The 21,915-nt window shown below is 70.8% G+C and carries 19 protein-coding genes and 2 tRNA genes; 5 read left to right on the forward strand and 16 right to left on the reverse strand.

Going from position 1 to position 21,915, the window contains the following annotated elements; all coding sequences use genetic code 11:
* Positions 1–57 precede the first annotated feature (57 nt).
* From mreD to ACP7TJ_RS10740, 8 genes are all read right to left on the reverse strand, one after another.
* The gene (mreD, locus tag ACP7TJ_RS10705; RefSeq protein ID WP_093765720.1) at positions 58–726 is read right to left on the reverse strand and encodes a rod shape-determining protein MreD; all 669 of its coding nucleotides are present in this window, start codon (positions 724–726) and stop codon (positions 58–60) included.
* 13 nt (positions 727–739) lie between these two features.
* On the reverse strand, positions 740–1,681 hold the full coding sequence (gene mreC, locus ACP7TJ_RS10710) for a rod shape-determining protein MreC (RefSeq protein ID WP_093765721.1): 942 nt from the start codon (positions 1,679–1,681) through the stop codon (positions 740–742).
* Between the two features lie 166 nt (positions 1,682–1,847).
* Entirely contained in the window at positions 1,848–2,867 is a 1,020-nt protein-coding gene (locus ACP7TJ_RS10715) for a rod shape-determining protein (protein WP_006133575.1), read from the reverse strand.
* Between the two features lie 435 nt (positions 2,868–3,302).
* Entirely contained in the window at positions 3,303–3,716 is a 414-nt protein-coding gene (gene ndk, locus ACP7TJ_RS10720; protein WP_019527665.1) for a nucleoside-diphosphate kinase, read from the reverse strand.
* A 64-nt stretch (positions 3,717–3,780) separates the two neighbouring features.
* The gene (locus tag ACP7TJ_RS10725; protein ID WP_427762934.1) at positions 3,781–4,131 is read right to left on the reverse strand and encodes a DUF4233 domain-containing protein; all 351 of its coding nucleotides are present in this window, start codon (positions 4,129–4,131) and stop codon (positions 3,781–3,783) included.
* Positions 4,132–4,137: 6 nt separating this feature from the next.
* Positions 4,138–5,658, reverse strand: a complete 1,521-nt coding sequence (folC, locus tag ACP7TJ_RS10730) for a bifunctional tetrahydrofolate synthase/dihydrofolate synthase (protein WP_427762936.1) — start codon at positions 5,656–5,658, stop codon at positions 4,138–4,140.
* A gap of 54 nt (positions 5,659–5,712) precedes the next feature.
* On the reverse strand, positions 5,713–6,753 hold the full coding sequence (locus tag ACP7TJ_RS10735) for an acyltransferase family protein (protein WP_427762938.1): 1,041 nt from the start codon (positions 6,751–6,753) through the stop codon (positions 5,713–5,715).
* Between the two features lie 146 nt (positions 6,754–6,899).
* A complete protein-coding gene (locus tag ACP7TJ_RS10740; RefSeq protein ID WP_167742616.1) occupies positions 6,900–9,524 on the reverse strand; it encodes a valine--tRNA ligase in 2,625 nt (874 codons plus the stop codon).
* Between the two features lie 136 nt (positions 9,525–9,660).
* Between ACP7TJ_RS10740 and ACP7TJ_RS10745 the strand changes: the two genes are divergently transcribed.
* Together ACP7TJ_RS10745 and ACP7TJ_RS10750 are read left to right on the forward strand one after the other, a co-directional pair.
* A complete protein-coding gene (locus tag ACP7TJ_RS10745; RefSeq protein ID WP_189909742.1) occupies positions 9,661–10,626 on the forward strand; it encodes a hypothetical protein in 966 nt (321 codons plus the stop codon).
* A 37-nt stretch (positions 10,627–10,663) separates the two neighbouring features.
* Positions 10,664–11,617, forward strand: a complete 954-nt coding sequence (locus ACP7TJ_RS10750; protein WP_189909743.1) for a hypothetical protein — start codon at positions 10,664–10,666, stop codon at positions 11,615–11,617.
* A 63-nt stretch (positions 11,618–11,680) separates the two neighbouring features.
* Here ACP7TJ_RS10750 and clpX read toward each other — a convergent pair whose 3' ends face one another.
* The 5 genes from clpX to ACP7TJ_RS10775 form a co-directional block, all read right to left on the reverse strand.
* Positions 11,681–12,967 (reverse strand): ATP-dependent Clp protease ATP-binding subunit ClpX, encoded by a 1,287-nt coding sequence (gene clpX, locus ACP7TJ_RS10755; RefSeq protein ID WP_019527658.1) that lies wholly within the window; start codon positions 12,965–12,967, stop codon positions 11,681–11,683.
* Between the two features lie 182 nt (positions 12,968–13,149).
* A complete protein-coding gene (locus tag ACP7TJ_RS10760; RefSeq protein ID WP_033276868.1) occupies positions 13,150–13,857 on the reverse strand; it encodes an ATP-dependent Clp protease proteolytic subunit in 708 nt (235 codons plus the stop codon).
* A 108-nt stretch (positions 13,858–13,965) separates the two neighbouring features.
* Complete coding sequence (locus ACP7TJ_RS10765; RefSeq protein ID WP_163080449.1) at positions 13,966–14,571, reverse strand: ATP-dependent Clp protease proteolytic subunit; 606 nt, start codon at positions 14,569–14,571, stop codon at positions 13,966–13,968.
* Positions 14,572–14,871: 300 nt separating this feature from the next.
* A complete protein-coding gene (gene tig / locus ACP7TJ_RS10770; protein WP_093765729.1) occupies positions 14,872–16,257 on the reverse strand; it encodes a trigger factor in 1,386 nt (461 codons plus the stop codon).
* 164 nt (positions 16,258–16,421) lie between these two features.
* A tRNA-Pro gene (locus tag ACP7TJ_RS10775) sits at positions 16,422–16,498 on the reverse strand.
* A gap of 165 nt (positions 16,499–16,663) precedes the next feature.
* Here ACP7TJ_RS10775 and ACP7TJ_RS10780 point away from each other — a divergent pair.
* Positions 16,664–16,734: transfer RNA gene (locus ACP7TJ_RS10780), tRNA-Gly, on the forward strand.
* A 92-nt stretch (positions 16,735–16,826) separates the two neighbouring features.
* Here ACP7TJ_RS10780 and ACP7TJ_RS10785 read toward each other — a convergent pair.
* The gene (locus ACP7TJ_RS10785) at positions 16,827–17,021 is read right to left on the reverse strand and encodes a hypothetical protein (protein WP_093765730.1); all 195 of its coding nucleotides are present in this window, start codon (positions 17,019–17,021) and stop codon (positions 16,827–16,829) included.
* Positions 17,022–17,695: 674 nt separating this feature from the next.
* Between ACP7TJ_RS10785 and ACP7TJ_RS10790 the strand changes: the two genes are divergently transcribed.
* A complete protein-coding gene (locus ACP7TJ_RS10790) occupies positions 17,696–18,838 on the forward strand; it encodes an acyltransferase family protein (RefSeq protein WP_376724715.1) in 1,143 nt (380 codons plus the stop codon).
* Here the strand turns inward: ACP7TJ_RS10790 and ACP7TJ_RS10795 are convergent.
* Both ACP7TJ_RS10795 and ACP7TJ_RS10800 read right to left on the reverse strand, forming a co-directional pair.
* The gene (locus ACP7TJ_RS10795) at positions 18,835–19,296 is read right to left on the reverse strand and encodes an HD domain-containing protein (RefSeq protein ID WP_193458790.1); all 462 of its coding nucleotides are present in this window, start codon (positions 19,294–19,296) and stop codon (positions 18,835–18,837) included. The genes ACP7TJ_RS10790 and ACP7TJ_RS10795 overlap by 4 nt on opposite strands.
* 23 nt (positions 19,297–19,319) lie before the next feature.
* Complete coding sequence (locus ACP7TJ_RS10800) at positions 19,320–20,498, reverse strand: PP2C family protein-serine/threonine phosphatase (RefSeq protein ID WP_093765731.1); 1,179 nt, start codon at positions 20,496–20,498, stop codon at positions 19,320–19,322.
* 165 nt (positions 20,499–20,663) lie between these two features.
* On the opposite strand from ACP7TJ_RS10800, the gene ACP7TJ_RS10805 reads away from it, so the two are divergent.
* Complete coding sequence (locus ACP7TJ_RS10805) at positions 20,664–21,914, forward strand: GNAT family N-acetyltransferase (RefSeq protein WP_427762940.1); 1,251 nt, start codon at positions 20,664–20,666, stop codon at positions 21,912–21,914.
* Position 21,915 lies beyond the last annotated feature (1 nt).

The raw sequence follows: 21,915 nt of genomic DNA on the forward strand, positions 1-21,915 counted from the left end.
CGGCCGGTGGACGCGCGTTCCAGCCGCGTTCACTCGTACCGGTGAAGTTTCGGGAGGTCACAGGCGCTTGACCCCCTTGATGCGTCCGGCGCGGGCCGAGCGGGCGCGGGCCGCCTTGACCCGCAGGCCGTTGCGCTGGCCGCCGATGCGCAGGCCGGTGCCGCCGGAGAGCCAGCCCGAGGAGACGTCACCGGCCTTGACGGAGTTCGTCTCGGCGAGCGGGTCGTTCTCGGCGCGCCGCGCGAGGGCCATCACGCCCGGCACCACGAAGGGCGCGAGCAGCAGGTCGTACAGGGCGGCGGTGAACAGCAGGCCGCTGAGGCCTACATGGCGGGCCGCGGTGTCCCCGACGAGGGCGCCGACGCCGGCGTAGAGGAGGGTGGAGCCGACGGCGGCGGCGACCACCACGAGCATCGGTCCGGCGGCCGTCTTCACCTGTCCGCTCTCGGGTTTGACGAGTCCGGCGAGGTAGCCGATGACGCACAGCACGAGGGCGTAGCGCCCGGCCGCGTGGTCGGCGGGCGGCGCGAGGTCGGCGAGGAGGCCGGCGGCGAAGCCGACGAGGGCGCCGCCGACGTGGCCGTAGACCAGGGCGAGTCCGAGGACGACGAGCAGCAGCAGGTCGGGGACGGCGCCGGGGAGGTGGAGGCGGGCGAGGACGCTCACCTGGATGACGAGGGCCACGACGATCAGCGAGCTGGAGAGCAGGATCCGGTTGACGCGCATGGGGTGACAGCTCCTACTGCTCAGGCTGGTCGGGACCGTCGGCGGGCGCCGAGGGCGTGACGGTCACGGTCACGGTCGGCGTCGGGGTCGGCTTGGGCTTCGCGGGCAGCACCGTGTCGCGCGGATCCTTCTTCGGCGCCTGGACGACGACGCCGACCACGTCCAGCTTGCTGAAGTTGACGAACGGCGTGACGTACAGGGTGCGGGTCAGGTCGCCGCCGGAGGGGTCGACGCGGGAGACGACGCCGACAGGGACGCCGGGCACGAACGGCTTGTCGGCCTGCGAGCCGAAGGTGACCAGCCGGTCGCCCTTCTTGATCTCCGCCTTGCCGTTGAGCAGTTCGACGCGCAGCGGGCGGTCGCCCTGGCCGGAGGCGAAGCCGAGTTCGTCGCCGGCCTCCATGCGGGTGCCGACGGTGAAGTCGGGGTCGCTGGCGAGCAGCACGGTGGCGGTGCTCGGGCCGACGGTGGTGACGCGGCCGACCAGCCCGTCGCCGTTGAGGACGGTCATGTCGCGCTCGATGCCGTCGTCGGCGCCTGCGTCGATGGTGATGGTCCAGGAGAAGCCCTGGGCCGCTCCTATGGCGATGACCTGGGCCCCCTTGATGCCGTACTGGCCCTTGCCGGCGACGCCGAGCAGCTTGTCGAGCTGCTTCAGGCGGCTGCGGTTGCGGTCGTCGCTGCCGAGTTCGGCCTTGAGCGCCGCGTTCTCCCGCTCCAGCCGGGCGAGCCGGTCGTGGCGTTCGCCGGAGTCGCGGACGGCGGTGACCGCGTTGCCGATCGGGTCGACCGCGCTGGACACGCCGTTCTCGATCGGGCCGAAGACCGACGCCGCCGCCTGGCGGGCACCGTCGACCGGGGAGTCCTCCCCGCCGCGGATGTCCACCGTGATCAGCGCGAACGCGATGGCGATCAGCAGCACCAGGAGCAGCCGGCTCTCTTTCGTGTCCCTCACGTGCGGCGGCCGTGCCTTCCTCGTCGAGAACGGGTATGAGGTGAAATCTCTTCAGGTTTTGAGTCGCGTCAGGGGACGTCGGGGCGTCACCGCCCGGACCGCCCCCGACACCAGCGCTCCGCCGTACGGGAGGGAACGTCCCGTACGGCGGAGTCGTGGCGGTGTGTCATCGGCGGGGCTGGGCGTCCAGAACTTGCTGAAGCGCCTCGAACTCCTCGACGCACTTGCCGGAGCCGAGCGCCACGCTGTCCAGGGGGTCCTCGGCGATGTGGATCGGCATGCCGGTCTCCCGGCGCAGCCGCTCGTCGAGGCCGCGCAGCAGGGCGCCGCCGCCGGTGAGCACGATGCCGCGGTCCATGATGTCGCCCGACAGCTCGGGCGGACACTTGTCGAGGGTCGTCTTGACCGCGTCCACGATGGCGTTGACCGGTTCCTCGATCGCCTTGCGCACCTCGGCGGCGGAGATCACCACGGTCTTCGGCAGACCGGAGACGAGGTCCCGGCCGCGGATTTCGGTGTGTTCGTCGGTGTCGAGGTCGTACGCCGAACCGATCGTGATCTTGATCTGTTCCGCCGTCCGCTCACCCAGCAGGAGCGAGTACTCCTTCTTGATGTGCTGGATGATGGCGTTGTCGAGCTCGTCGCCCGCGACGCGGATGGACTGGGCGGTGACGATGCCGCCGAGGGAGATGACCGCGACCTCCGTCGTGCCGCCGCCGATGTCCACCACCATGTTGCCGGTGGCCTCGTGGACCGGCAGCCCGGAGCCGATGGCGGCCGCCATGGGCTCCTCGATGATGTGCACCTGGCGGGCGCCGGCCTGGGACGACGCCTCGATGACGGCGCGGCGCTCGACGCCCGTGATGCCGGAGGGCACGCAGACGACGACCCGCGGGCGAGCCAGATACCGCCGCTTGTGGATCTTCAGGATGAAGTAGCGGAGCATCCGCTCGGTGATCTCGAAGTCGGCGATGACGCCGTCCTTCAGGGGGCGCACGGCGACGATGTTGCCCGGCGTGCGTCCGATCATCTTCTTCGCTTCGGCACCGACCGCGAGGATGCCACCGGTGTTGGTGTTGATCGCGACGACGGACGGCTCGTTGAGTACGATTCCGCGACCCCTGACGTACACCAGCGTGTTGGCGGTCCCGAGGTCGACAGCCATGTCACGGCCGATGAACGACATTGAGTTCCCCATCAGGATTCGTCTGGCCTTCCCACGAGCTTTTGAGGGCTTTTCAGGTCGGCGAGGTGGGTGCGGTGACGCGATGGCGTCCATGGTAGACGTGCCTTCGCGCACACTGTGCGAGGGTCTTCGCCATTGTCATCAGATGGCGCGTCGCACTGCCTTTGGAGACGGGCCAACGGGGGCATCCGTTCCCCCGAACGCCGTGCATATGCCAGAAAAGGCCCGAGGGCAAAGCGCTCAGACCATACGGGGTACGACAAAAGCCCGGGCCGCGTCCGCGATGTGATCGTTATGCGCGGATTTCGTCGCGACGGCACTCCCGCGCGCGGCGGCGCCCCCGCGTGTCCGCGCAGCCGCGCCGGGTCACCGCCGGCGCCCGCCCGGGAGCAGGCGCGCCGGTCACCACCGCGACCGGCGCGCGCCGGGAAGCGCTCAGGCGCGGCCCGGGAAGAAGATCTTGATCTCCCGCGCGGAGGACTCCTCCGAGTCGGACGCGTGGATCAGGTTCTCCCGCACGATCACGCCGTAGTCGCCGCGGATCGAGCCCGGGGCGGCCGCGATCGGGTCGGTCGGGCCGGCGAGCTGGCGCAGGCCCTCGATGACCCGCTCGCCCTCGACGATCATCGCGACGACCGGGCCGGACGCCATGAACTCCACGAGCGGCTCGTAGAAGGGCTTGCCCTTGTGCTCGCCGTAGTGCTGCTCCAGCGTGTCCTGGTCCAGCGTGCGCAGCTCCAGCGCGGTGATCCTCCAGCCCGCCTTGCGCTCGATACGGCTGATGATCTCGCCGGTCAGGCCACGACGGACGGCGTCGGGCTTGAGGAGGACGAGGGTGCGCTGGCTCACTGCGGGCTCCTTGTGGGTCACATGCTGCGGGGCACCGAGATTACCGGGCGTGTCGGACGGCCCGTCACGCAGTGTCGGGCTGCTCCGCCTGTGCGGCGAAACGGGCCTTCGCCTCGTCCACCTTTCGCCCGAAGTGCACCGACGTCCACCACAGCAGGGCGAACACCGCGCCCATGAAGAACATCATCGGGACGAACACGCCGGAGGCGACGAGCGCGATCTGCAGCGTCCACCCGAGGGCCACCCCGCCCGGCCGGCCGACCATCCCGCACAGCACCACGGACAGGAACATCGCGATGCCGCAGACCGTCCACACCGTGCCGGTCGACAGGTCGGGCTGCTTCATCGCGACCAGACCTGCGAACCCGATGACGAAGAACTCGCCGATCAGCGTCGAAGAACAGAGCGTACGCACGGGATGTCAGCCCTTCCCCAGGAGCAGCCGGGCCTCGCCGACCGTGATGACGGAACCGGTGACGAGCACACCGCCGCCGGCGAACTCGCCCTCCTCCTCGGCCAGCGTGATCGCGGCCTCCAGGGCGTCCGGCAGCCGCGGCTCGACCTGCACGCGCTCCTCCCCGAACACCTCCACGGCGATCGCCGCCAGCGCGTCCGCGTCCATCGCGCGGTGGCTGGAGTTCTGGGTGACGACGATCTCGGCGAAGACCGGCTCGAACGCCTCCAGCAGTTCGCGCACGTTCTTGTCGCCGCTCGCGCCGACCACCCCGATGAGGCGGCTGAACTGGAAGGCCTCGCCGATCGTTTCGGCCGCCGCCCGCGCGCCGGCCGGGTTGTGGGCGGCGTCCAGCACGACGGTCGGCGACCTGCGCACGACCTCCATGCGGCCCGGTGAGGCGACGGAGGCGAACGCCTTGCGCACGGTGTCGATGTCGAGCGGCCGGGCGTGCTGGGAACCGACGCCGAAGAACGCCTCGACGGCGGCGAGGGCGACCGCCGCGTTGTGCGCCTGGTGCGCGCCGTGCAGCGGCAGGTACACCTCGCTGTACTCGCCGCCCAGCCCGCGCAGCGTCATCATCTGGCCGCCGACGGCGACCTGCCGGTCGAGGAACCCGAACTCCAGGCCCTCGCGGGCCACGGTGGCGCCCACCTCGACGGCCTTCTTCAGCAGCACCTGCGCCGCTTCCACCGGCTGCTGGGCCATGATCACCGTCGCGTCCTGCTTGACGATGCCGGACTTCTCCGTGGCGATCTCCGCGGGCGTGCCGCCGAGCCGGTCGGTGTGGTCCAGGTCGATCGGCGTCACCACGGCGACGCCGGCGTCGATGACGTTCGTCGCGTCCCAGGCGCCGCCCATGCCGACCTCGACGACGGCCACGTCCACGGGAGCGTCGGCGAAGGCGGCGTACGCCATGCCGGTCAGCACCTCGAAGAAGGACAGCCGGTACTCCTGCGAGGCGTCGACCATCTCCACGTACGGCTTGACGTCCTGGTACGTCTCGATGAACCGCTCGGCGGAGACGGGCGCCCCGTCGAGGCTGATCCGCTCGGTGACCGACTGGACGTGCGGGGAGGTGTAGCGGCCGGTGCGCAGGTCGAAGGCGCCGAGCAGCGCCTCGATCATGCGGGCGGTGGAGGTCTTGCCGTTGGTGCCGGTGATGTGGATCGAGGGGTACGAGCGCTGCGGCTCGCCCAGGACGTCCATCAGGGCGGAGATCCGGTCCACCGAGGGCTCGAGCTTGGTCTCGCCCCAGCGGGTGGCGAGCTCGGCCTCCACCTCGCGCAGGGCCTTGTCGACCTCGGGGTCGGCGGGGCGCGCCGGGACGTCCGCCTGCGGCGGGCCGCCCTGGGTGCGCAGCGTACGGCTGCCGGCCTCGATCACCGCGAGGTCGGGGTCGCGGCGGGTCTCCTCCTCCACGAGCTCCGCGAACTCGTCGAAGGTGTCGTCCGGGTCGGGACCTGCTGAATCTGGGCGCTCGCTCACGGTCCCCAGTCTACGGAGCGGCGCGGGTGGTCCCCCGCACACCCCGCTGTCGGCTCAGCCGAGCCAGGGACGCCACCCCAGGCGCCCCCACAGCAGGCTCACGGCGAAGGACAGCGCGGCCGCCGCCACCGTGGTCACGGCGAGCGCCACCGGGGCCCAGGGCCCTGCCGGCAGGTGCCCGGCGACCGGCCCGGCCAGCAGCGTCACGAACACCAGGTGCACCAGGTACGTCCCGAACGACGCGTCCGACAGCCGCGCCAGCAGCGGCCGGGCCCGCTCCGGCACCCGCACCCCGGCCACCGTGCCGAGCACCGCGAACGTCACCGCGGCCACCGCGGCGCTGCCGTACGCGGCGGGGTGGCGCACCGTGAGCTGGTACACGGCGAGGACGACGAGCGTCACCGCGGCGGCCGCCGCCCACAGCACGCGCGGCCCGAGGCGCGGAGCGGCGAGCAGCGCGGCGCCGGCCACCGCGTACACCACCGAGGACAGCGGCACCGACCACGCCCAGTCGGGCGGCGCCCACCCGGTGAGCGTCGTCACGTCCCCGAGGAGCGCCGGTGCGACGGCCAGGGCGACCAGCAGCACCGCCGAACGGCGGGGCAGGGCACGCCCCCGCACCACCAGCACCACGACGCCGAGCAGCAGGAGCAGCGGGACGTAGGCGTACAGGTACCAGAGGTGGAAGGCCGCCTCCACGGACCCGAAGAGGGCACGTACGGCCTCCTCTCCCGCCTGCCCCCGGTTCCCGCCGAACACGTAGGACGCCAGCAGGTAGAGGGCCGTCCAGAGGGCCATCGGGCGCAGGATCCGGCCCAGCCGGGCCAGCAGCCGGGCCTCGTCCCGCACCGGCGCACCGGACAGCGCGGCCCAGCCCGCCATCGCGAAGAACGCGGGCACGGCGTACCGGCCCGCCGTGTCCCCGAGGATCCCGGTGGTGCGGTGCCCGGCGTCGATGAACTCGGCGGAGGCGTGCACCAGCACGACGGCAGCGGTGCACAGCACCCGCAGCAGGTCGATGTCGTACCGCCGCTCCCGGCCGGTGGCGCGGTCCGGCGCTTGCGGTGCGGCGGCGGGGGACGTGGCTGAGGACATCGGCGGGGGCGCTCCTGGCGGCGTCGGCCTGTCGGCGGGCGGAGCCGACAGGTTCCCCCCGCCGGGTTACGGGGCCCCCACCACGACGTGAACGGCCCCCGGCCGGGAGGTACCGGTCGGGGGCCGTACGGACTGCGGGCCGGGCGTCAGGCCTGGGGCAGCCGCTCGAGCTGGGTGCGGATGCGGACGATGTCCTCCTCCGCCTTGGCGAGCCGGGTGCGGATCTTGTCGACCACATGGTCCGGGGCCTTCGCCAGGAACGCCTCGTTGCCGAGCTTCGCCGTCGCCTGGGCCTTCTCCTTCTCGGCGGCGGCGAGGTCCTTGGCGAGCCGCTTGCGCTCGGCGGCGACGTCGATCACACCGGACAGGTCCAGCGCGACCTCGACACCGGCTACGGGCAGGGTCGCGGTCGCCGTGAAGGAGTCGCCCTCCGGCTGGAGGCGCAGCAGCTGGCGGATGGCCGGCTCGTGCGCGGCGAGCGCGGTGCCTTCCAGCGCCAGCCGGGCCGGGACCCGCTGGCCGGGCTGGAGGCCCTGGTCGGCGCGGAACCGGCGGACCTCGGTGATCACCGACTGGAGCGTCCCGATCTCCCGCTCGGCGGCCTCGTCGCGGAAGCCGCTGTCGGCCGGCCAGTCGGCGATGACGACGGACTCGCCGCCGGTCAGCGTCGTCCACAGGGTCTCGGTGACGAACGGGACCACCGGGTGCAGCAGCCGCAGCGTGACGTCGAGGACCTCGCCGAGGACGCGCTTGCTGACCTCGGCCGCCTCGCCGCCCGCCTGGAACGTCGTCTTGGACAGCTCGACGTACCAGTCGAAGACCTCGTCCCAGGCGAAGTGGAACAGCGCGTCCGACAGCTTCGCGAACTGGTAGTCGTCGTAGTACGCGTCGACCTCGGCGACCACCGTGTTCAGGCGGGACAGGATCCAGCGGTCGGTGGGCGACATCCTCGACGCGTCCGGCAGCGGGCCCTCGACCGTGGCGCCGTTCATCAGCGCGAAGCGCGTGGCGTTCCAGATCTTGTTGGCGAAGTTGCGGGAGCCCTGGACCCAGTCCTCGCCGATCGGCACGTCGACACCCGGGTTGGCGCCGCGCGCCAGGGTGAAGCGGAGCGCGTCGGAGCCGTACTTGTCCATCCAGTCCAGCGGGTTGACCACGTTCCCGAAGGACTTGGACATCTTCTTGCCGTTCTGGTCACGGACCATGCCGTGCAGGGCGATGGTGTGGAACGGCGGGGTGCCGTCCATGGCGTAGAGGCCGAACATCATCATCCGGGCGACCCAGAAGAAGAGGATGTCGTAGCCGGTGAGCAGGACGGAGTTCGGATAGAACTTCGCGAGCGACTCGGTCCGCTCGGGCCAGCCCAGGGTGGAGAAGGGCCACAAACCGGAGGAGAACCAGGTGTCCAGGACGTCGGAGTCCTGGCGCCAGCCCTCGCCGCCCGGCGGCTCCTCGTCCGGTCCGACGCAGACGACCTCGCCGTCCGGGCCGTACCAGACGGGGATGCGGTGGCCCCACCACAACTGCCGCGAGATGCACCAGTCGTGGAGGTTGTCGACCCAGTCGAAGTAGCGCTTCTCCATCTCCTGCGGGTGGATCGTGACGCGGCCGTCGCGGACCGCGTCACCGGCGGCCTTGGCGAGCGGGCCGACCTTGACCCACCACTGCATGGACAGCCGCGGCTCGATGGTGGTGCTGCACCGCGAGCAGTGGCCGACCGAGTGGACGTAGGGGCGCTTCTCGGCGACGATCCGGCCCTCGGCGCGCAGCGCGGCGACGATGGCGGAGCGGGCCTCGAGCCGGTCCAGACCCTGGAACGGGCCGTGGGTGGTGATGACGGCGTGCTCGTCCATCACGGCGATGGACGGCAGGTCGTGGCGCTGGCCGATCTCGAAGTCGTTCGGGTCGTGGGCCGGTGTCACCTTGACGGCGCCGGTGCCGAACTCGGGGTCGACGTGCTCGTCCGCGACGACCGGGATGGAGCGGTCGGTCAGCGGCAGCTTGATGAGCTTGCCGACGAGGTGCTTGTAGCGCTCGTCCTCGGGGTGGACCGCGACGGCGGTGTCGCCGAGCATGGTCTCCGCGCGGGTCGTGGCGACGACGATGGTGTCGTCCCCCTCGCCGTACTTCATGGAGACGAGCTCGCCGTCGTCGTCCTGGTAGTTGACCTCGATGTCGGAGATCGCGGTCAGGCAGCGCGGGCACCAGTTGATGATGCGCTCGGCGCGGTAGATCAGCTCGTCGTCGTAGAGCCGCTTGAAGATCGTCTGGACGGCCTTGGACAGGCCCTCGTCCATGGTGAAGCGCTCACGCGTCCAGGCGACGCCGTCGCCGAGGCGGCGCATCTGGCCGCTGATCTGGCCGCCGGACTCGGCCTTCCACTTCCAGACGCGCTCGACGAACGCCTCGCGGCCCAGGTCGTGGCGGGACTTGCCCTCCTTGGCGAGCTCCCGCTCGACCACGTTCTGCGTGGCGATGCCGGCGTGGTCCATGCCGGGCTGCCACAGCGTCTCGTAGCCCTGCATGCGCTTGCGGCGGGTGAGGGCGTCGATCAGCGTGTGCTCGAAGGCGTGGCCCAGGTGCAGGCTGCCGGTGACGTTCGGCGGGGGGATGACGATGGTGTACGGAGGCTTGTCGCTCTTCGCGTCGGCCTCGAAGTAACCCCGCTCCACCCAGCGCTCGTACAGCGGCCCCTCTACGTCGGCCGGCGCGTACTGGGTCGGCAGTTCGGTCGTGGGCGCTGGTGGCTGCTGCTGAGCGTTGTCGGTCACGCGCTCAGTTTAGAGCCGTCACGGCGCTGTCCCGAAACGCGTTTCCTTTGTAACGGTGCGACCCCCGCCGGTCTGGAGTCGTCGACTCTGAGCCAGGATGTCAGGAGAAATTGAGCGTCTCGAGGGGAACCGAGTCATGAGTCACCACCAGCCGGGGCCGTACGGCGGGCAGCCGCAGCAGCCCGGTCCGTACGGACAGCAGGGACCGTACGGCGGACAGCCGCAGACCCCGCAGCCCGGTTACGGCTACCCCCAGCAGACGCCCCCGCCGGCCCAGCCCGGCTACGGCTACCCGCAGCAGCCCCCGTACGGCCAGCCGCCGTACGGCCAGCAGCCCCCGTACGGCATGCCGCCCCAGCCCCCCGCCTCCGGCGGCGGTGGCGGGGGCAAGGTGGCCGCGATCGTCGTCGGCGCGGTCGCGGTCGTCACGGCCATCGGCGTCGGCGCCTACGTCCTCCTCGGCGGCAGCGGCGGGGGCGGCGGCGCGGCCGGCCTGACGGACGACGGCCCGCACAAGCTGACCGTGCCGAAGACCGTGCTGGACGAGTACCAGCGGTTCGGCGACGGCTCCGAGGAGAGCGGCTCGGACACCGCGAAGGACATGGAGAAGAGCGGGGTGAAGAACGGCACCGCCGTCCTCGGCCAGTGGTCCACCGCGGACTTCGGGAACTACGACCCGGCCGACCCCAGCACCGCCGGCGACTTCCCCGACCGCGACGAACTGCTGAGCGCCAAGGGCATCACCATGGTGGGCGGTTACGGCGAGATCGCCGACCCGGAGAAGACGCTGGACAAGTTCTTCGCCAACATCCAGGAGCAGGTGGAGAAGAGCGCGGAGCAGAACACCGGGGGCATGGAGAACGCGGAGCTCGTCGGCGAGCCCGAGGAGGTCGAGATCGCCGGTACGGTGGCCAAGTGCCAGTCGACGAAGAGCACCAACGCGCTCACCAACAAGGAGTCGACGGACTGGTTCTGCGCCTGGGCCGACCGCAGCACGGTCGGCATGGTCTCGCCCGGCGACAACGCCGGCACGGGAGTGGGCAAGGACACCGCGGTCGAGCTCACCACCAAGCTCCGCGAGCAGATCCGCGTCAAGGTCTGACGGCACCGCAGCAGCGAACACGAGGGGGAACCCAGTCATGAGCTACAACCAGCCGGGCCCGTACGGCGGGCAGCCCCAGCAGCCCGGCCCGTACGGCCAGCAGCCGGGACCGTACGGCCAGCCGCCGCAGACCCCGCCCCAGCCGCAGCCCGGCTACGGCTACCCCCAGCAGACGCCCCCGCCGGGCCAGCCCGGCTACGGCTATCCGCAGCAGCCCGGCCAGCCGGGACACCCGGGTGTCCCGCCGCAGCAGCCGCCCTACGGCCAGCAGCCGCAGTACGGCATGCCGCCCCAGCCCCCGGCGTCCGGCGGAGGCGGCGGCGGCAAGAAGGCGGCGATCATCGTCGGCGCGGTCGCGGTCGTCGCGGCCATCGGCGTGGGCGCGTACTTCCTGCTCGGCGGCACCGGCGGCGGCCTGGAGGACGACGGTCCGCACAAGCTGACCGCGCCCGCGTCGGTCCTCTCCGACAAGTACGACCGTATGGGCAACGAGCAGGAGGAAGAGGCGAGTTCCAGCGACGCCGAGGACCTCGCCAAGGCCGGTGTGAGCGACGCGACGTCGGTCGGCGCCATCTACTCCACCATCGACCTCACGGCCCTCGACCCGGCAGAGCCGGCGGACGTGGCGAAGATCCAGACCGCCGAGAACATCACCTACTTCGGTGTCTACGGCAAGGTCAAGGACCCGGAGAAGGCGCTGGACATCACCTTCGCGCAGATCCGCAAGGACACCGACGACAAGAAGGTCAAGCTGGTCGGTGAGCCGCAGTCGGTGTCCCCCGACGGACTGGACGGCGCGGTGATGAAGTGCCAGCAGGCCGAGACCACGCACCCGGTCACCAAGAAGGAACAGACGACCTACATGTGCGTGTGGGCCGACTACAGCACGATGGCCGTGGTCGAGCCGACGGCCGGCGGCAAGACGTACTCGCTGGACGAGTCCGCCGGCATCGCCGCCGACGTGCGCAAGGACGTGCGGGTCGCCAAGTAGCACCTGAACACGGAAAGGGCGTCCGGCGCGGTGCGCCGGACGCCCTTTCCGTCTGTCAGGGGCTTACGCCGTCTTCTGCTCGCCCGAGCCGCGGCCGCGCGAGTCGCGCGGGATGAGCGTCGGGTTGACGTTGGAGAGCACCACGTCCGCGGTGATGACCACGCGGGCCACGTCCTTGCGGGACGGCACCTCGTACATCACGCCCTGGAGGACCTCCTCCATGATGGCGCGCAGGCCGCGGGCGCCGGTCTGGCGCAGGATCGCCTGGTCGGCGATGGCCTCCAGCGCCTCACGCTCGAAGTCCAGCTCCACACCGTCGAGTTCGAAGAGGCGCTGGTACTGCTTCACCAGCGCGTTGCGCGGCTCGACGAGGATCTGCAGCAGCGCCTCACGGTCGAGGTTGTGCACGCTGGTGATGACGGGGAGACGGCCGATGAACTCGGGGATCATGCCGAACTTGACCAGGTCCTCCGGCATGACCTCCTCGAACTGGTCCTTGGACTCCATCTCCCGCTTGGAGCGGATCGTCGCGCCGAAGCCGATGCCCTTGGCGCCCGCCCGGCCCTCGATGATCTTCTCCAGACCGGCGAAGGCGCCGCCCACGATGAACAGCACGTTCGTCGTGTCGATCTGGATGAACTCCTGGTGCGGGTGCTTGCGCCCGCCCTGCGGCGGCACGGAGGCGGTGGTGCCCTCGAGGATCTTCAGCAGCGCCTGCTGCACGCCCTCGCCGCTCACGTCCCGCGTGATCGACGGGTTCTCACTCTTTCGGGCGACCTTGTCGATCTCGTCGATGTAGATGATCCCGGTCTCGGCCTTCTTGACGTCGTAGTCGGCCGCCTGGATCAGCTTGAGCAGGATGTTCTCGACGTCCTCGCCGACGTAGCCGGCCTCGGTGAGCGCCGTGGCGTCGGCGATCGCGAACGGGACGTTCAGCATGCGGGCGAGGGTCTGCGCCAGCAGGGTCTTGCCGGAGCCCGTGGGGCCGAGCAGCAGGATGTTGGACTTCGCCAGCTCGATGGCGTCGTCACGGCCCTGGGCGCCGCCGTTCTCCCCGGCCTGGACGCGCTTGTAGTGGTTGTAGACCGCCACGGAGAGGGCCTTCTTGGCCGCCTCCTGGCCCACCACGTACCCCTCGAGGAACTCGTAGATCTCGCGGGGCTTGGGGAGCTCCTCCCAGCGGACCTCACTGGTCTCGGCGAGCTCCTCCTCGATGATCTCGTTGCAGAGGTCGATGCACTCGTCGCAGATGTACACACCGGGCCCTGCGATGAGCTTCTTGACCTGCTTCTGGCTCTTGCCGCAGAACGAGCACTTGAGCAGATCGCCGCCGTCACCGATGCGTGCCACGGTGTGCTTCCCCTTCGCCTGGGAGACGACCGGACGTCCGTGTCCGGCGGCTCCTGGTGCTGCCTTATGTCGACGGTACCTTGCCTGGCCCCCCGTTCGGGCCCCCCTTGGCACGGTTCACTTTGACGTGGACCGTGCCAAACCGTGCCAAGGGGCGGCAGACGTTACACCCCAGCCCCGCCTCAGCGCAGGCTGGAGTTGTCCATCTTCCGGGTGGTGATGATCTGGTCGATCAGGCCGTACTCCAGCGCGTCCTCGGCCGTGAGGATCTTGTCGCGCTCGATGTCCTCGCGGATCTTCTCGATCGGACGGGTGGAGTGCTTGGCCAGCATGTCCTCCAGCTGCGTCCGCATGCGGAGGATCTCGTTGGCGGCGATCTCCAGGTCCGAGACCTGGCCGCGGCCGGTCTCGCTGTAGGGCTGGTGGATCAGCACCCGGGCGTTCGGCAGCGCCATGCGCTTGCCGGGCGTGCCGGCGGCGAGCAGGACGGCGGCGGCGGAGGCCGCCTGGCCCATGCACACCGTCTGGATGTCCGGCTTCACGTACTGCATCGTGTCGTAGATCGCGGTGAGCGCGGTGAAGGAGCCGCCGGGGCTGTTGATGTAGACCGAGATGTCCCGGTCGGGGTCCATCGACTCCAGGCACAGCAGCTGCGCCATGACGTCGTTGGCGGAGGCGTCGTCGATCTGCACGCCGAGGAAGATCACGCGCTCCTCGAAGAGCTTCGCGTACGGGTCGTACTCGCGGATGCCCTGGGAGGTGCGCTCGACGAAGCGCGGAATGACGTAACGGGACTCGGCCTGCGGACCGGTGTAACGGCCCTGCGAGCCGGACATGTCCTGCACGGCCTGCATACGGTCGTAGATCCCGCTGCCGGGGAATGCGTTCACGGTGTCTCCTGAAAGGGGCTGAGGCGGTCGGCTGGGGCTGCTGGGGGCCCCGGGCTCTCACGGGCCCGGGCGGGGTCCTACGGGGCTCGTGGAGCCTCGTAAGGCCGCTCAGGCCCCGGTGCCGCCGCCGCCCGGCATACCGGCGGCCGTGGCGATCACGTCGTCGATGAGGCCGTACTCCTTGGCCTCGAAGGCGTCGAACCAGCGGTCACGGTCCGAGTCGCGGGTGATCTGCTCCACCGTCTGGCCCGTGTGCTGGGAGGTGAGCTCGGCCATGCGCCGCTTGGTGTGCAGCAGCCGCTCGGCGTGGATCTTGATGTCCGACGCGGAGCCGGCGAGGCCCGCGGAGGGCTGGTGGATCAGGATCTCGGCGTTCGGCAGCGCGAAGCGCTTGCCGGGCGTGCCCGCGCTGAGCAGGAACTGCCCCATGGACGCCGCGAGACCCATGGCGATCGTCACCACGTCGTTCTTGATGTACTGCATGGTGTCGTAGATCGCCATGCCGGCCGTGATCGAACCGCCGGGGCTGTTGATGTAGAGGTAGATGTCCTTGTCGGGGTCCGAGGCAAGGAGCAGCAGCTGCGCGGTGATCTTGTTCGCGATGTCGTCGTCGACCGGCTGGCCGAGGAAGATGATCCGCTCGCCGAGCAGCCGGTTGTAGACCTGGTCGCCGAGGCCACCACCGATGGAGGGCTCGCCGGCGGCTGAAGGCATCAGATTCGTCACGTATCCACCTGCTCGTCTTACGACGGCGCCGGGCCGTCTCACGTGTTCCCTGCGGGGCGGGAGCCGTATCGGAGACTCCACTGCCCTGGTACTCATGGACCCTAACGCGCGGGTCCCTTCGGGGAATCCCGGAGATGGGAGTGTTCGCCGGGGGCGTAGTCGGGGGCCGGTGCGCCGTGGTTGCCCGCGCAGTTCCCCGCGCCCCTGGAGGGTGTACCGCCCCTGGTGTCGAGAAGGCCCCGGGGTGTGCGCCCCGGGGCCTTCTCACATGATCACCGCTGCCGGGGCTCAGCCCTCGGTCTTCTCCTCGGCCGTCTCGTCGGCGGAGGCCTCGGAGGTCTCGGCCTCGGCGGCCTCGTCCTCGTCGTCCTCGAGGTCGACGATCTCGCCGTTGGTGTCCTTGACCGTGGCCTTCTCGACCACGACGGCCAGCGCCTTGCCGCGGGCGACCTCGCCGACGAGCAGCGGGACCTGGCCCTGCTCGACGACCGCCTGGGCGAACTGGTCGGGGGACATGCCGGAGGAGGCCGCACGCCGCATGAGGTGCTCGGTGAGCTCCTCCTGGTTGACGTTGAGCTTCTCCTGCTTCACGAGCTCGTCGAGCACGAACTGGGTCTTGATGCCCTTGACCGCGGCCTCGCGGGTCTCGTTCTCGAACTCCTCCTCGGTCTTGCCCTGGATCTCCAGGTACTTCGCGAGGTCCAGGCCCATCTGGCCCAGCTGGTGGTGCTCGAGGTTGTGCTTGCGGGTGTTGATCTCGTCCTCGAGCAGCTTCTCGGGGACGGGGACCTCGACCAGCTCGAGCAGCTTGTCCAGGACGCGCTCCTGGGCCTGCGTGGCCTGGTCGTACTGCTTCATGTTCTCCAGGCGCTTGCGGCTGTCCGCCTTCAGCTCCTCGAGGGTGTCGAACTCGGAGGCGAGCTGGGCGAACTCGTCGTCCAGCTCGGGCAGCTCACGCTTGGCGACCTGGGTGACCTTGACGGTGACCTCGGCCTCCTTGCCGGCCGCCGAGCCGCCCTTCAGCTCGGAGGTGAAGGTGGCCTCGCCACCGGCCTCCAGGCCCTTCACGGCGTCGTCGATACCGTCCAGCAGCTCACCGGAGCCGATCGTGTAGGAGACGCCGCTGGCGACGCCGTCCTCGAGGACCTCTCCGTCGACCTTGGCCTCCAGGTCGATGGTGACCACGTCGCCGTCCTCGGCGGCACGCTCGACCGGGGTCGTGGAGGCGAAGCGCTCACGGAGCTGCTCCACCGACTTCTCCACGTCCTCGTCGGTGACCTCGACGGCGTCGACCTCGACCTCGATGCCGGAGTAGTCCGGGATCTCGATGGCCGGGCGGATGTCGACCTCGGCGGTGAAGTTCAGCGTCTCGCCGTCCTTCAGCTCCGTGATGTCGACCTCGGGCTGGCCCAGGGGGCTCAGCTCGGCCTCGTTCACGGCGTCGGTGTAGAACTTCGGGAGGGCGTCGTTGACCGCCTCCTCCAGGACCGCACCACGGCCGAAGCGCTGGTCGATGACCCGGGCCGGGACCTTGCCCTTGCGGAAGCCCTTCACCGTGACCTGCTGGTTGATCTTCTTGTACGCCGCGTCGAGGCTGTCCTTGAGCTCCTCGAAGGGCACCTCGACAGTGAGCCGAACCCGGGTCGGGTTCAGGGTCTCCACGGCGCTCTTCACGGTTCGGTCTCCTTGTGGCTGACTTCTCGGGTTCTGCCGGGACCAGAGCGGTCCGGCCGATTCGCCGCCCGGAGGACTTGCAGAGACACACGGGCGTGCAGCTTGCATAGTAACGGCAGCGGCTGCGGCACCCAAAAGGCGATCACCGATGGTGAGCAGGTGGCTGGTCGGGGTGGCGGGATTTGAACCCACGGCCTTCCGCTCCCAAAGCGGACGCGCTACCAAGCTGCGCCACACCCCGTCTGGTGCGATCCGTAGGGTACATGCACGCGGGCGAAAGGGCCGCCGCCTTAACGGCCACGGAGCCGCGCCCGGCGACCGGCCGGGCACGGGGTGTGCGACGAGGGCGCACGACCCGCTACGATGCCTGTCGGTGCCGCGGTCGCAGACGCGCGGCGCGCAGCGTGCGGGCGTAGCTCAATGGTAGAGCCCCAGTCTTCCAAACTGGCTACGCGGGTTCGATTCCCGTCGCCCGCTCTCGACAGGCTCAGGGCCGGTCCGGATCTTTCCGGGCCGGCCCTGAGGCGTGTCGGCGGGCTGTCCGCTGCCGCGTGGGGGCGGGGGCGGGGTCAGAAGCTGATCGAGTTGATCATGTCGGCTATCGAGTCCAGGAAGCGCTGGATGTCGTCGGCCATGCCCGTCGAGGCGAGGAAGAAGCCGAAGAGGACGGCGACGATCGCCGGCCCGGCCTTGAGGGAGCCACCTCTCAGCAGCACCACCAGGATGATCGCCAACAGCAGCACCACTGACAGTGAAATGGCCACAACAGATCACACCCTTGGTCGGTTCGGCTTCGCCGGCCCGGGCGACGCATCCCCGCGCACCCCGCCAGAACCATCGTGCCACCAAGACGCCCGGCCTAACCGGCCGCTGACACATCGTCCGTCCCGCGGTCCCGCCGGCGTCGCCGTCGCCCCGGGCAGGGAGACGCAACACCCTTTTGTCGCACGGCAATTCGAGAGAACACCCGCACGGGTAATGGAACGTCCCCCTGAGCCCTTGCACGGGATTCAGCGAGGTCTCCTTCTCCGTGTCCTCACAAGGTGTTCGCAGGCAATTCGAATTGCCGGTGTTCCACCCCGACAAGGGGACATGTCACCGGAGTCGCCACTCACCCCCATGACCGGATTGATCCGGAACAATCCTGACAAGAACGGCCACGGTGAGGGCAACACGGCATCTTTTCCCTTGTGTTGCCGCTCACGCCCACGGCATGCGCGCATTTCCGGATCCGGGGTACTCGAACGCAATAACCAGGAATGACGTCGGGCGTTTTACGGATTCCCGAAGACGACGCTAGGGTGCCTGAGATGTTCCACGCTGCCTCGTCCCCCGCAAGCGCAGCGAGCTCCCCGATCGCCTCCCCGTCCCACCGCCGGGAGGGCCCGTGACGAACTCGCAGCGACCGTACGGCAACAGCAGGACGCCGCTCCCCCCGGTGCAGACGCCGGCGGACGGAGTGCCGACCCCGCGCACCAGGACCCCGGAGGGATCCCGGCCCGCTCCGGGAGGCAGACAGCGCGACGCCTTCTTCGACAACGCCAAGTACCTGGCGATCGTGCTGGTGGCCGTCGGCCACGCCTGGGGGCAGCTCCTGGACGACGGGGCGGTCGAGACCGCCTACCGGGTCGTCTACACGTTCCACATGCCGGCGTTCATCCTCATCTCCGGCTACTTCTCCCGCAGTTTCGACCTGCGCCCCCAGCACGTGCGGCGCCTGGTCACCGGGGTCGTCGTCCCCTACGTGGTCTTCGAGACCGCGTACTCCCTCTTCCAGCGCTACGGCAACGACGAGCCGGAGCACGGCATCACGCTGCTGGACCCCACGTACCACCTGTGGTTCCTCTGCGCGCTGTTCGTGTGGCGGCTGACCACGCCGGTGTGGAGGGCGGTCAAGCACCCGCTGCCGGTCTCGCTGGTCCTCGCCGCGCTGGGCTCGGTGTCCCCGCAGATCGGCGACGACCTGGAGCTGCAGCGGGTGCTGCAGTTCGCCCCCTTCTTCGTGCTGGGCCTGACCCTGCGCCCCGAGCACTTCCGGATGGTCAAGCGCCGCTCGGTGCGGGTGGCGTCCGTGCCGGTGTTCGTCGCGGCGGCGGTCACGGCCTGGGCGACGATGCCGTACATGCGGCTCGGCTGGCTGTACCACAGCGACGCCGCCCAGGAGCTGGGCACCGCCTGGTGGACCGGCCCGGTCATGGTGTGGGCCACGCTCGGCTGCTCACTGGTGACGACCGTCTGCTTCTTCGCCTGGGTGCCGCGCCGCCGCATGTGGTTCACCGCCCTCGGCGCGGGCACGATCTACGGCTATCTGCTGCACGCCTTCCTGGTGCGGGCGGGCAACTACACGGACTTCTACGACCAGCCCGCGCTGCACGAGCCGCTCGGCGTGCTGGGTCTCACCGTGTTCGCGGCGGCCGCCGTGACGCTGCTGTGCACCCGGCCGGTGCAGCGGGCGCTGCGCTGCGTGGTGGAGCCGCGCATGGAGTGGGCGTTCCGGCGGGACGCGGGCGAGGCGGCACGGGTCCGTGAACAGCCCCGGCCCGCCGAGGTGCGGGCGCCCGGCGAGAAGGTCGCCGTCTAGAGGCCCGCGTCCAGGCCGAGGAGGGCGCGCATCCGCGCGTACTTGGCGGTCAGCCGGGCGCGGGTGGCGTCGTCGAGGACGGCGAGGCGGGCCGGGTCGGCGTTGTGCGCCAGGTCCGCCTCCTTCACCAGCAGCGCGCCCGGAGTGGCCAGGATGCGGGCCGCGTACTCCTCGGGCTCCTCGCCGGACCGCTTCGTCACGGCGAGGACGATGTCCTTGGTACGCCGGGTGAGCGCCGCCTCCTCCAGCCACGCGGGGCTCAGCCTGTCGTCCTCCACGGCGTCGTGCAGCCAGGCCGCCGCGATCTGCTCGTCGTCGCCGCCCCGCAGCCGTACGCCCTCGGCGACCGCGCGCAGGTGCTCGGCGTAGGGGCGGCCCGCCTTGTCGGTCTGGCCGGCGTGCGCGGCGCGGGCGGTGGCCTCGACCTCGGCCAGGTTTGTGATCGGTGTCCGGTTCACGCGTCCAGTGTGCCCGGCGCGGCTCAGCGGGCCGCGGCCGCGGTGGGGCCCTCGCGGCAGATCAGCAGCAGCGCCCGGTCGTCGTTGACGTCCTTGGCGACGGCCTCGATGAGGTGCCAGGCGGCGCCGTGGAAGCCGCCGGCGACGTAGCGGTCGGCCTCGCCGGTGAGCCGGTCGATGCCCTCGACCATGTCCCGGTCGGAGGTCTCCACCAGGCCGTCGGTGAACAGCACCAGCACGTCGCCGGGGCGCAGCGAGCCCTTCACCGGGTCGAACTGGGCGCCGTCGTACACGCCCAGCAGGGGTCCGTCGGCGGACTTCTCCTCCCAGCGGCCGCTGCCCGCGCTGAGCTGGAGGCCCGGCGGGTGTCCGGCGGAGTAGAGCTCGTAGTCGCCGGAGTCCAGGTCGAGGACCAGGTGGATGGAGGTGGCGAAGCCCTCCTCCCAGTCCTGGCGGAGCAGATAGCCGTTGGCGGCCGGGAGGAAGTCGTGCGGGGGGAGGCTGCCGAGCAGGCCGCCGAAGGCGCCGGACAGCAGCAGGGCGCGCGAGCCGGCGTCCATGCCCTTGCCGGAGACGTCGGTCAGGACGACCTCCAGGGTGCGTCCGCCGTTGGTGCGGGCCGCGACCACGAAGTCGCCGGAGAAGGACTGGCCGCCCGCCGGGCGCAGCGCCATCTCCCGGTGCCAGCCGGCCGGCAGCTTGGGCAGCTTGCTCTGCACCCGGATGCGTTCGCGCAGGTCGAACAGCATGGTGCCGCCACGCCGCCAGGGCACGCCGACCCGGCTGCGGAACTGGGCGACGAGCAGCCCGAAGAAGCCGCAGGCCGCGACGACCAGGACCACGCCGGGGGTGACCCGGGCCACGCCCTCGGTGTACGGGCCGAGCTGCACGGCCTCCACGATCAGCGCGGTGGCCGCCGCGGCGTAGAGCCCGAGCAGGCTGGCCGGGCGCAGCAGCAGGCCGCCCGCGACGATCGGGATGCACAGGGCGGCGGGCGAGCACCACACGGAGTTGGCGAGGGTGCCGGCGGCGATCAGCGGGACGGTGAGGAGCAGTCCGGCGAGCGCGATCCAGTCGGAGCCGTCGCCGCGGAAGTAGTCGACGGCGGCCCGGCGCATGCCGACGCGGGCCCGGTGCCACTGCTTCTTCAACCGGGCCGTGAACGTCTCGGCCGCTGTGCGCCGCCCTCGTCCTGCTGCCATCAGTTCGGGACCCTATCCATCCAACCGGCCGCTTGGCACGGGAGGTCCAGCTTGTCCCCCCTCATGGGGACCGGACTCACAGTGAACTTCATGCCGGGGCGTCCCGGGGCCCGGGCGACGGAAATTGCCTCGCCTCGATTCCGGGGCCCTGGTAGGCATGGCCCCATGGTCGACGATCACACGGGCCAGGCGCCCGCATTGCGCAGCCTCCAGCCGGACGAGTGGGACAGCGCGTACGGGAACCTGCTGCGGGCCTTCGGCGGGCTGCCGGAGGCCGACGAGGAGCGCGAGATGTGGCGCTCGCTCACCGAGTTCGGCCGTTTCCTGGCCGCCTGGGACGGTGACCGGTGCGTGGCGTCCGGGGGCGCCTTCTCCTTCCGGCTGACCGTGCCCGGCGGAGCGTCGGTGCCGGCCGCGGGCGTGACGATGGTGAGCGTGGCCGCCACCCACCGGCGGCGCGGGCTGCTGACGGCGATGATGCGCCGGCAGCTGGACGACATACGTTCCTGGGGCGAGCCGCTGGCGGTGCTGACGGCGTCGGAGCCGGCGATCTACGGCCGGTTCGGCTACGGAGCGGCCACCTTCCAGCTGGACGCGGAGATCGACACCCTGCGCGCCGGCCTGTCGGTGCCGGACGGTACGGATGACGTACTGCTGCGGTACGCGGACCCGGCCGAGGTGCTGGACGCGTGCGAGGCGGTCTACGCCCGGCTGGTGCCGGGGCGTCCCGGGATGCTGGCGCGCCGTCCCGGCTGGGAGCGGCTGGGGGTGCTGGATCCGGAGAGCGAGCGCGGCGGGGCGTCGCCGCTGCAGTGCGTGGTCGCCGAGCGCGACGGCGCGGGGGCCGGGTACGCGCGGTTCCGGGTGAAGCCGTCCTGGGGTCCGGGCGGGCCCGAGGGCGAGGTGGTGCTGAGCGCCCTGGAGGCGCTGGACCCGGCGGCGGGGGCGGCGCTGTGGCGCTTCCTGTTCGACCTGGACCTGACGTCGTCGCTGCGGGTGCGGGGGCGGCCGGTGGACGACTCGTGGCAGTACCTGGTGAAGGACGTGCGGCGCTGCCGTCCGGCGTTGCGGGACGCGCTGTACGTGCGGCCGGTGGAGGTGGGTGCGGCGCTCGCGGCGCGCACCTACCGGGCGCCGGTGGACGTGGTGCTGGAGGTGGAGGACGCCTTCTGCCCGTGGAACGCGGGGCGCTGGCGGCTGAGCGGGGACGCCAAGGGGGCGACCTGCGAGCCCACCCGGGACGCGGCCGATCTCGCCCTGTCGGTGCGGGAGCTGGGCGCCGCCTACCTGGGCGGGGTGAGTCTGACCGCGCTGGCCGCGGCCGGGCGGGTGCGGGAGCTGCGGGGCGGCGCGCTGGCCGAGGCGTCGGTGGCGTTCGGCAGCGACCCGGCGCCGTGGCTGCCCCACGGCTTCTGAT

It is taken from the genome of Streptomyces sp. DSM 41931, assembly GCF_050271085.1.
GTDB lineage: Bacteria > Actinomycetota > Actinomycetes > Streptomycetales > Streptomycetaceae > Streptomyces > Streptomyces albogriseolus.

Excerpts from the sequence above, each read along its gene's own strand:
- ACP7TJ_RS10765 (WP_163080449.1), bottom strand. The coding sequence starts at position 14,571 with ATGCCTTCAGCCGCCGGCGAGCCCTCCATCGGTGGTGGCCTCGGCGAC.
- ACP7TJ_RS10800 (WP_093765731.1), bottom strand. The coding sequence starts at position 20,498 with ATGGCAGCAGGACGAGGGCGGCGCACAGCGGCCGAGACGTTCACGGCC.
- ACP7TJ_RS10735 (WP_427762938.1), bottom strand. The coding sequence starts at position 6,753 with ATGTCCTCAGCCACGTCCCCCGCCGCCGCACCGCAAGCGCCGGACCGC.
- ACP7TJ_RS10750 (WP_189909743.1), top strand. The coding sequence starts at position 10,664 with ATGAGCTACAACCAGCCGGGCCCGTACGGCGGGCAGCCCCAGCAGCCC.
- ACP7TJ_RS10715 (WP_006133575.1), bottom strand. The coding sequence starts at position 2,867 with ATGTCGTTCATCGGCCGTGACATGGCTGTCGACCTCGGGACCGCCAAC.
- ACP7TJ_RS10745 (WP_189909742.1), top strand. The coding sequence starts at position 9,661 with ATGAGTCACCACCAGCCGGGGCCGTACGGCGGGCAGCCGCAGCAGCCC.
- mreD (WP_093765720.1), bottom strand. The coding sequence starts at position 726 with ATGCGCGTCAACCGGATCCTGCTCTCCAGCTCGCTGATCGTCGTGGCC.
- ACP7TJ_RS10805 (WP_427762940.1), top strand. The coding sequence starts at position 20,664 with ATGGTCGACGATCACACGGGCCAGGCGCCCGCATTGCGCAGCCTCCAG.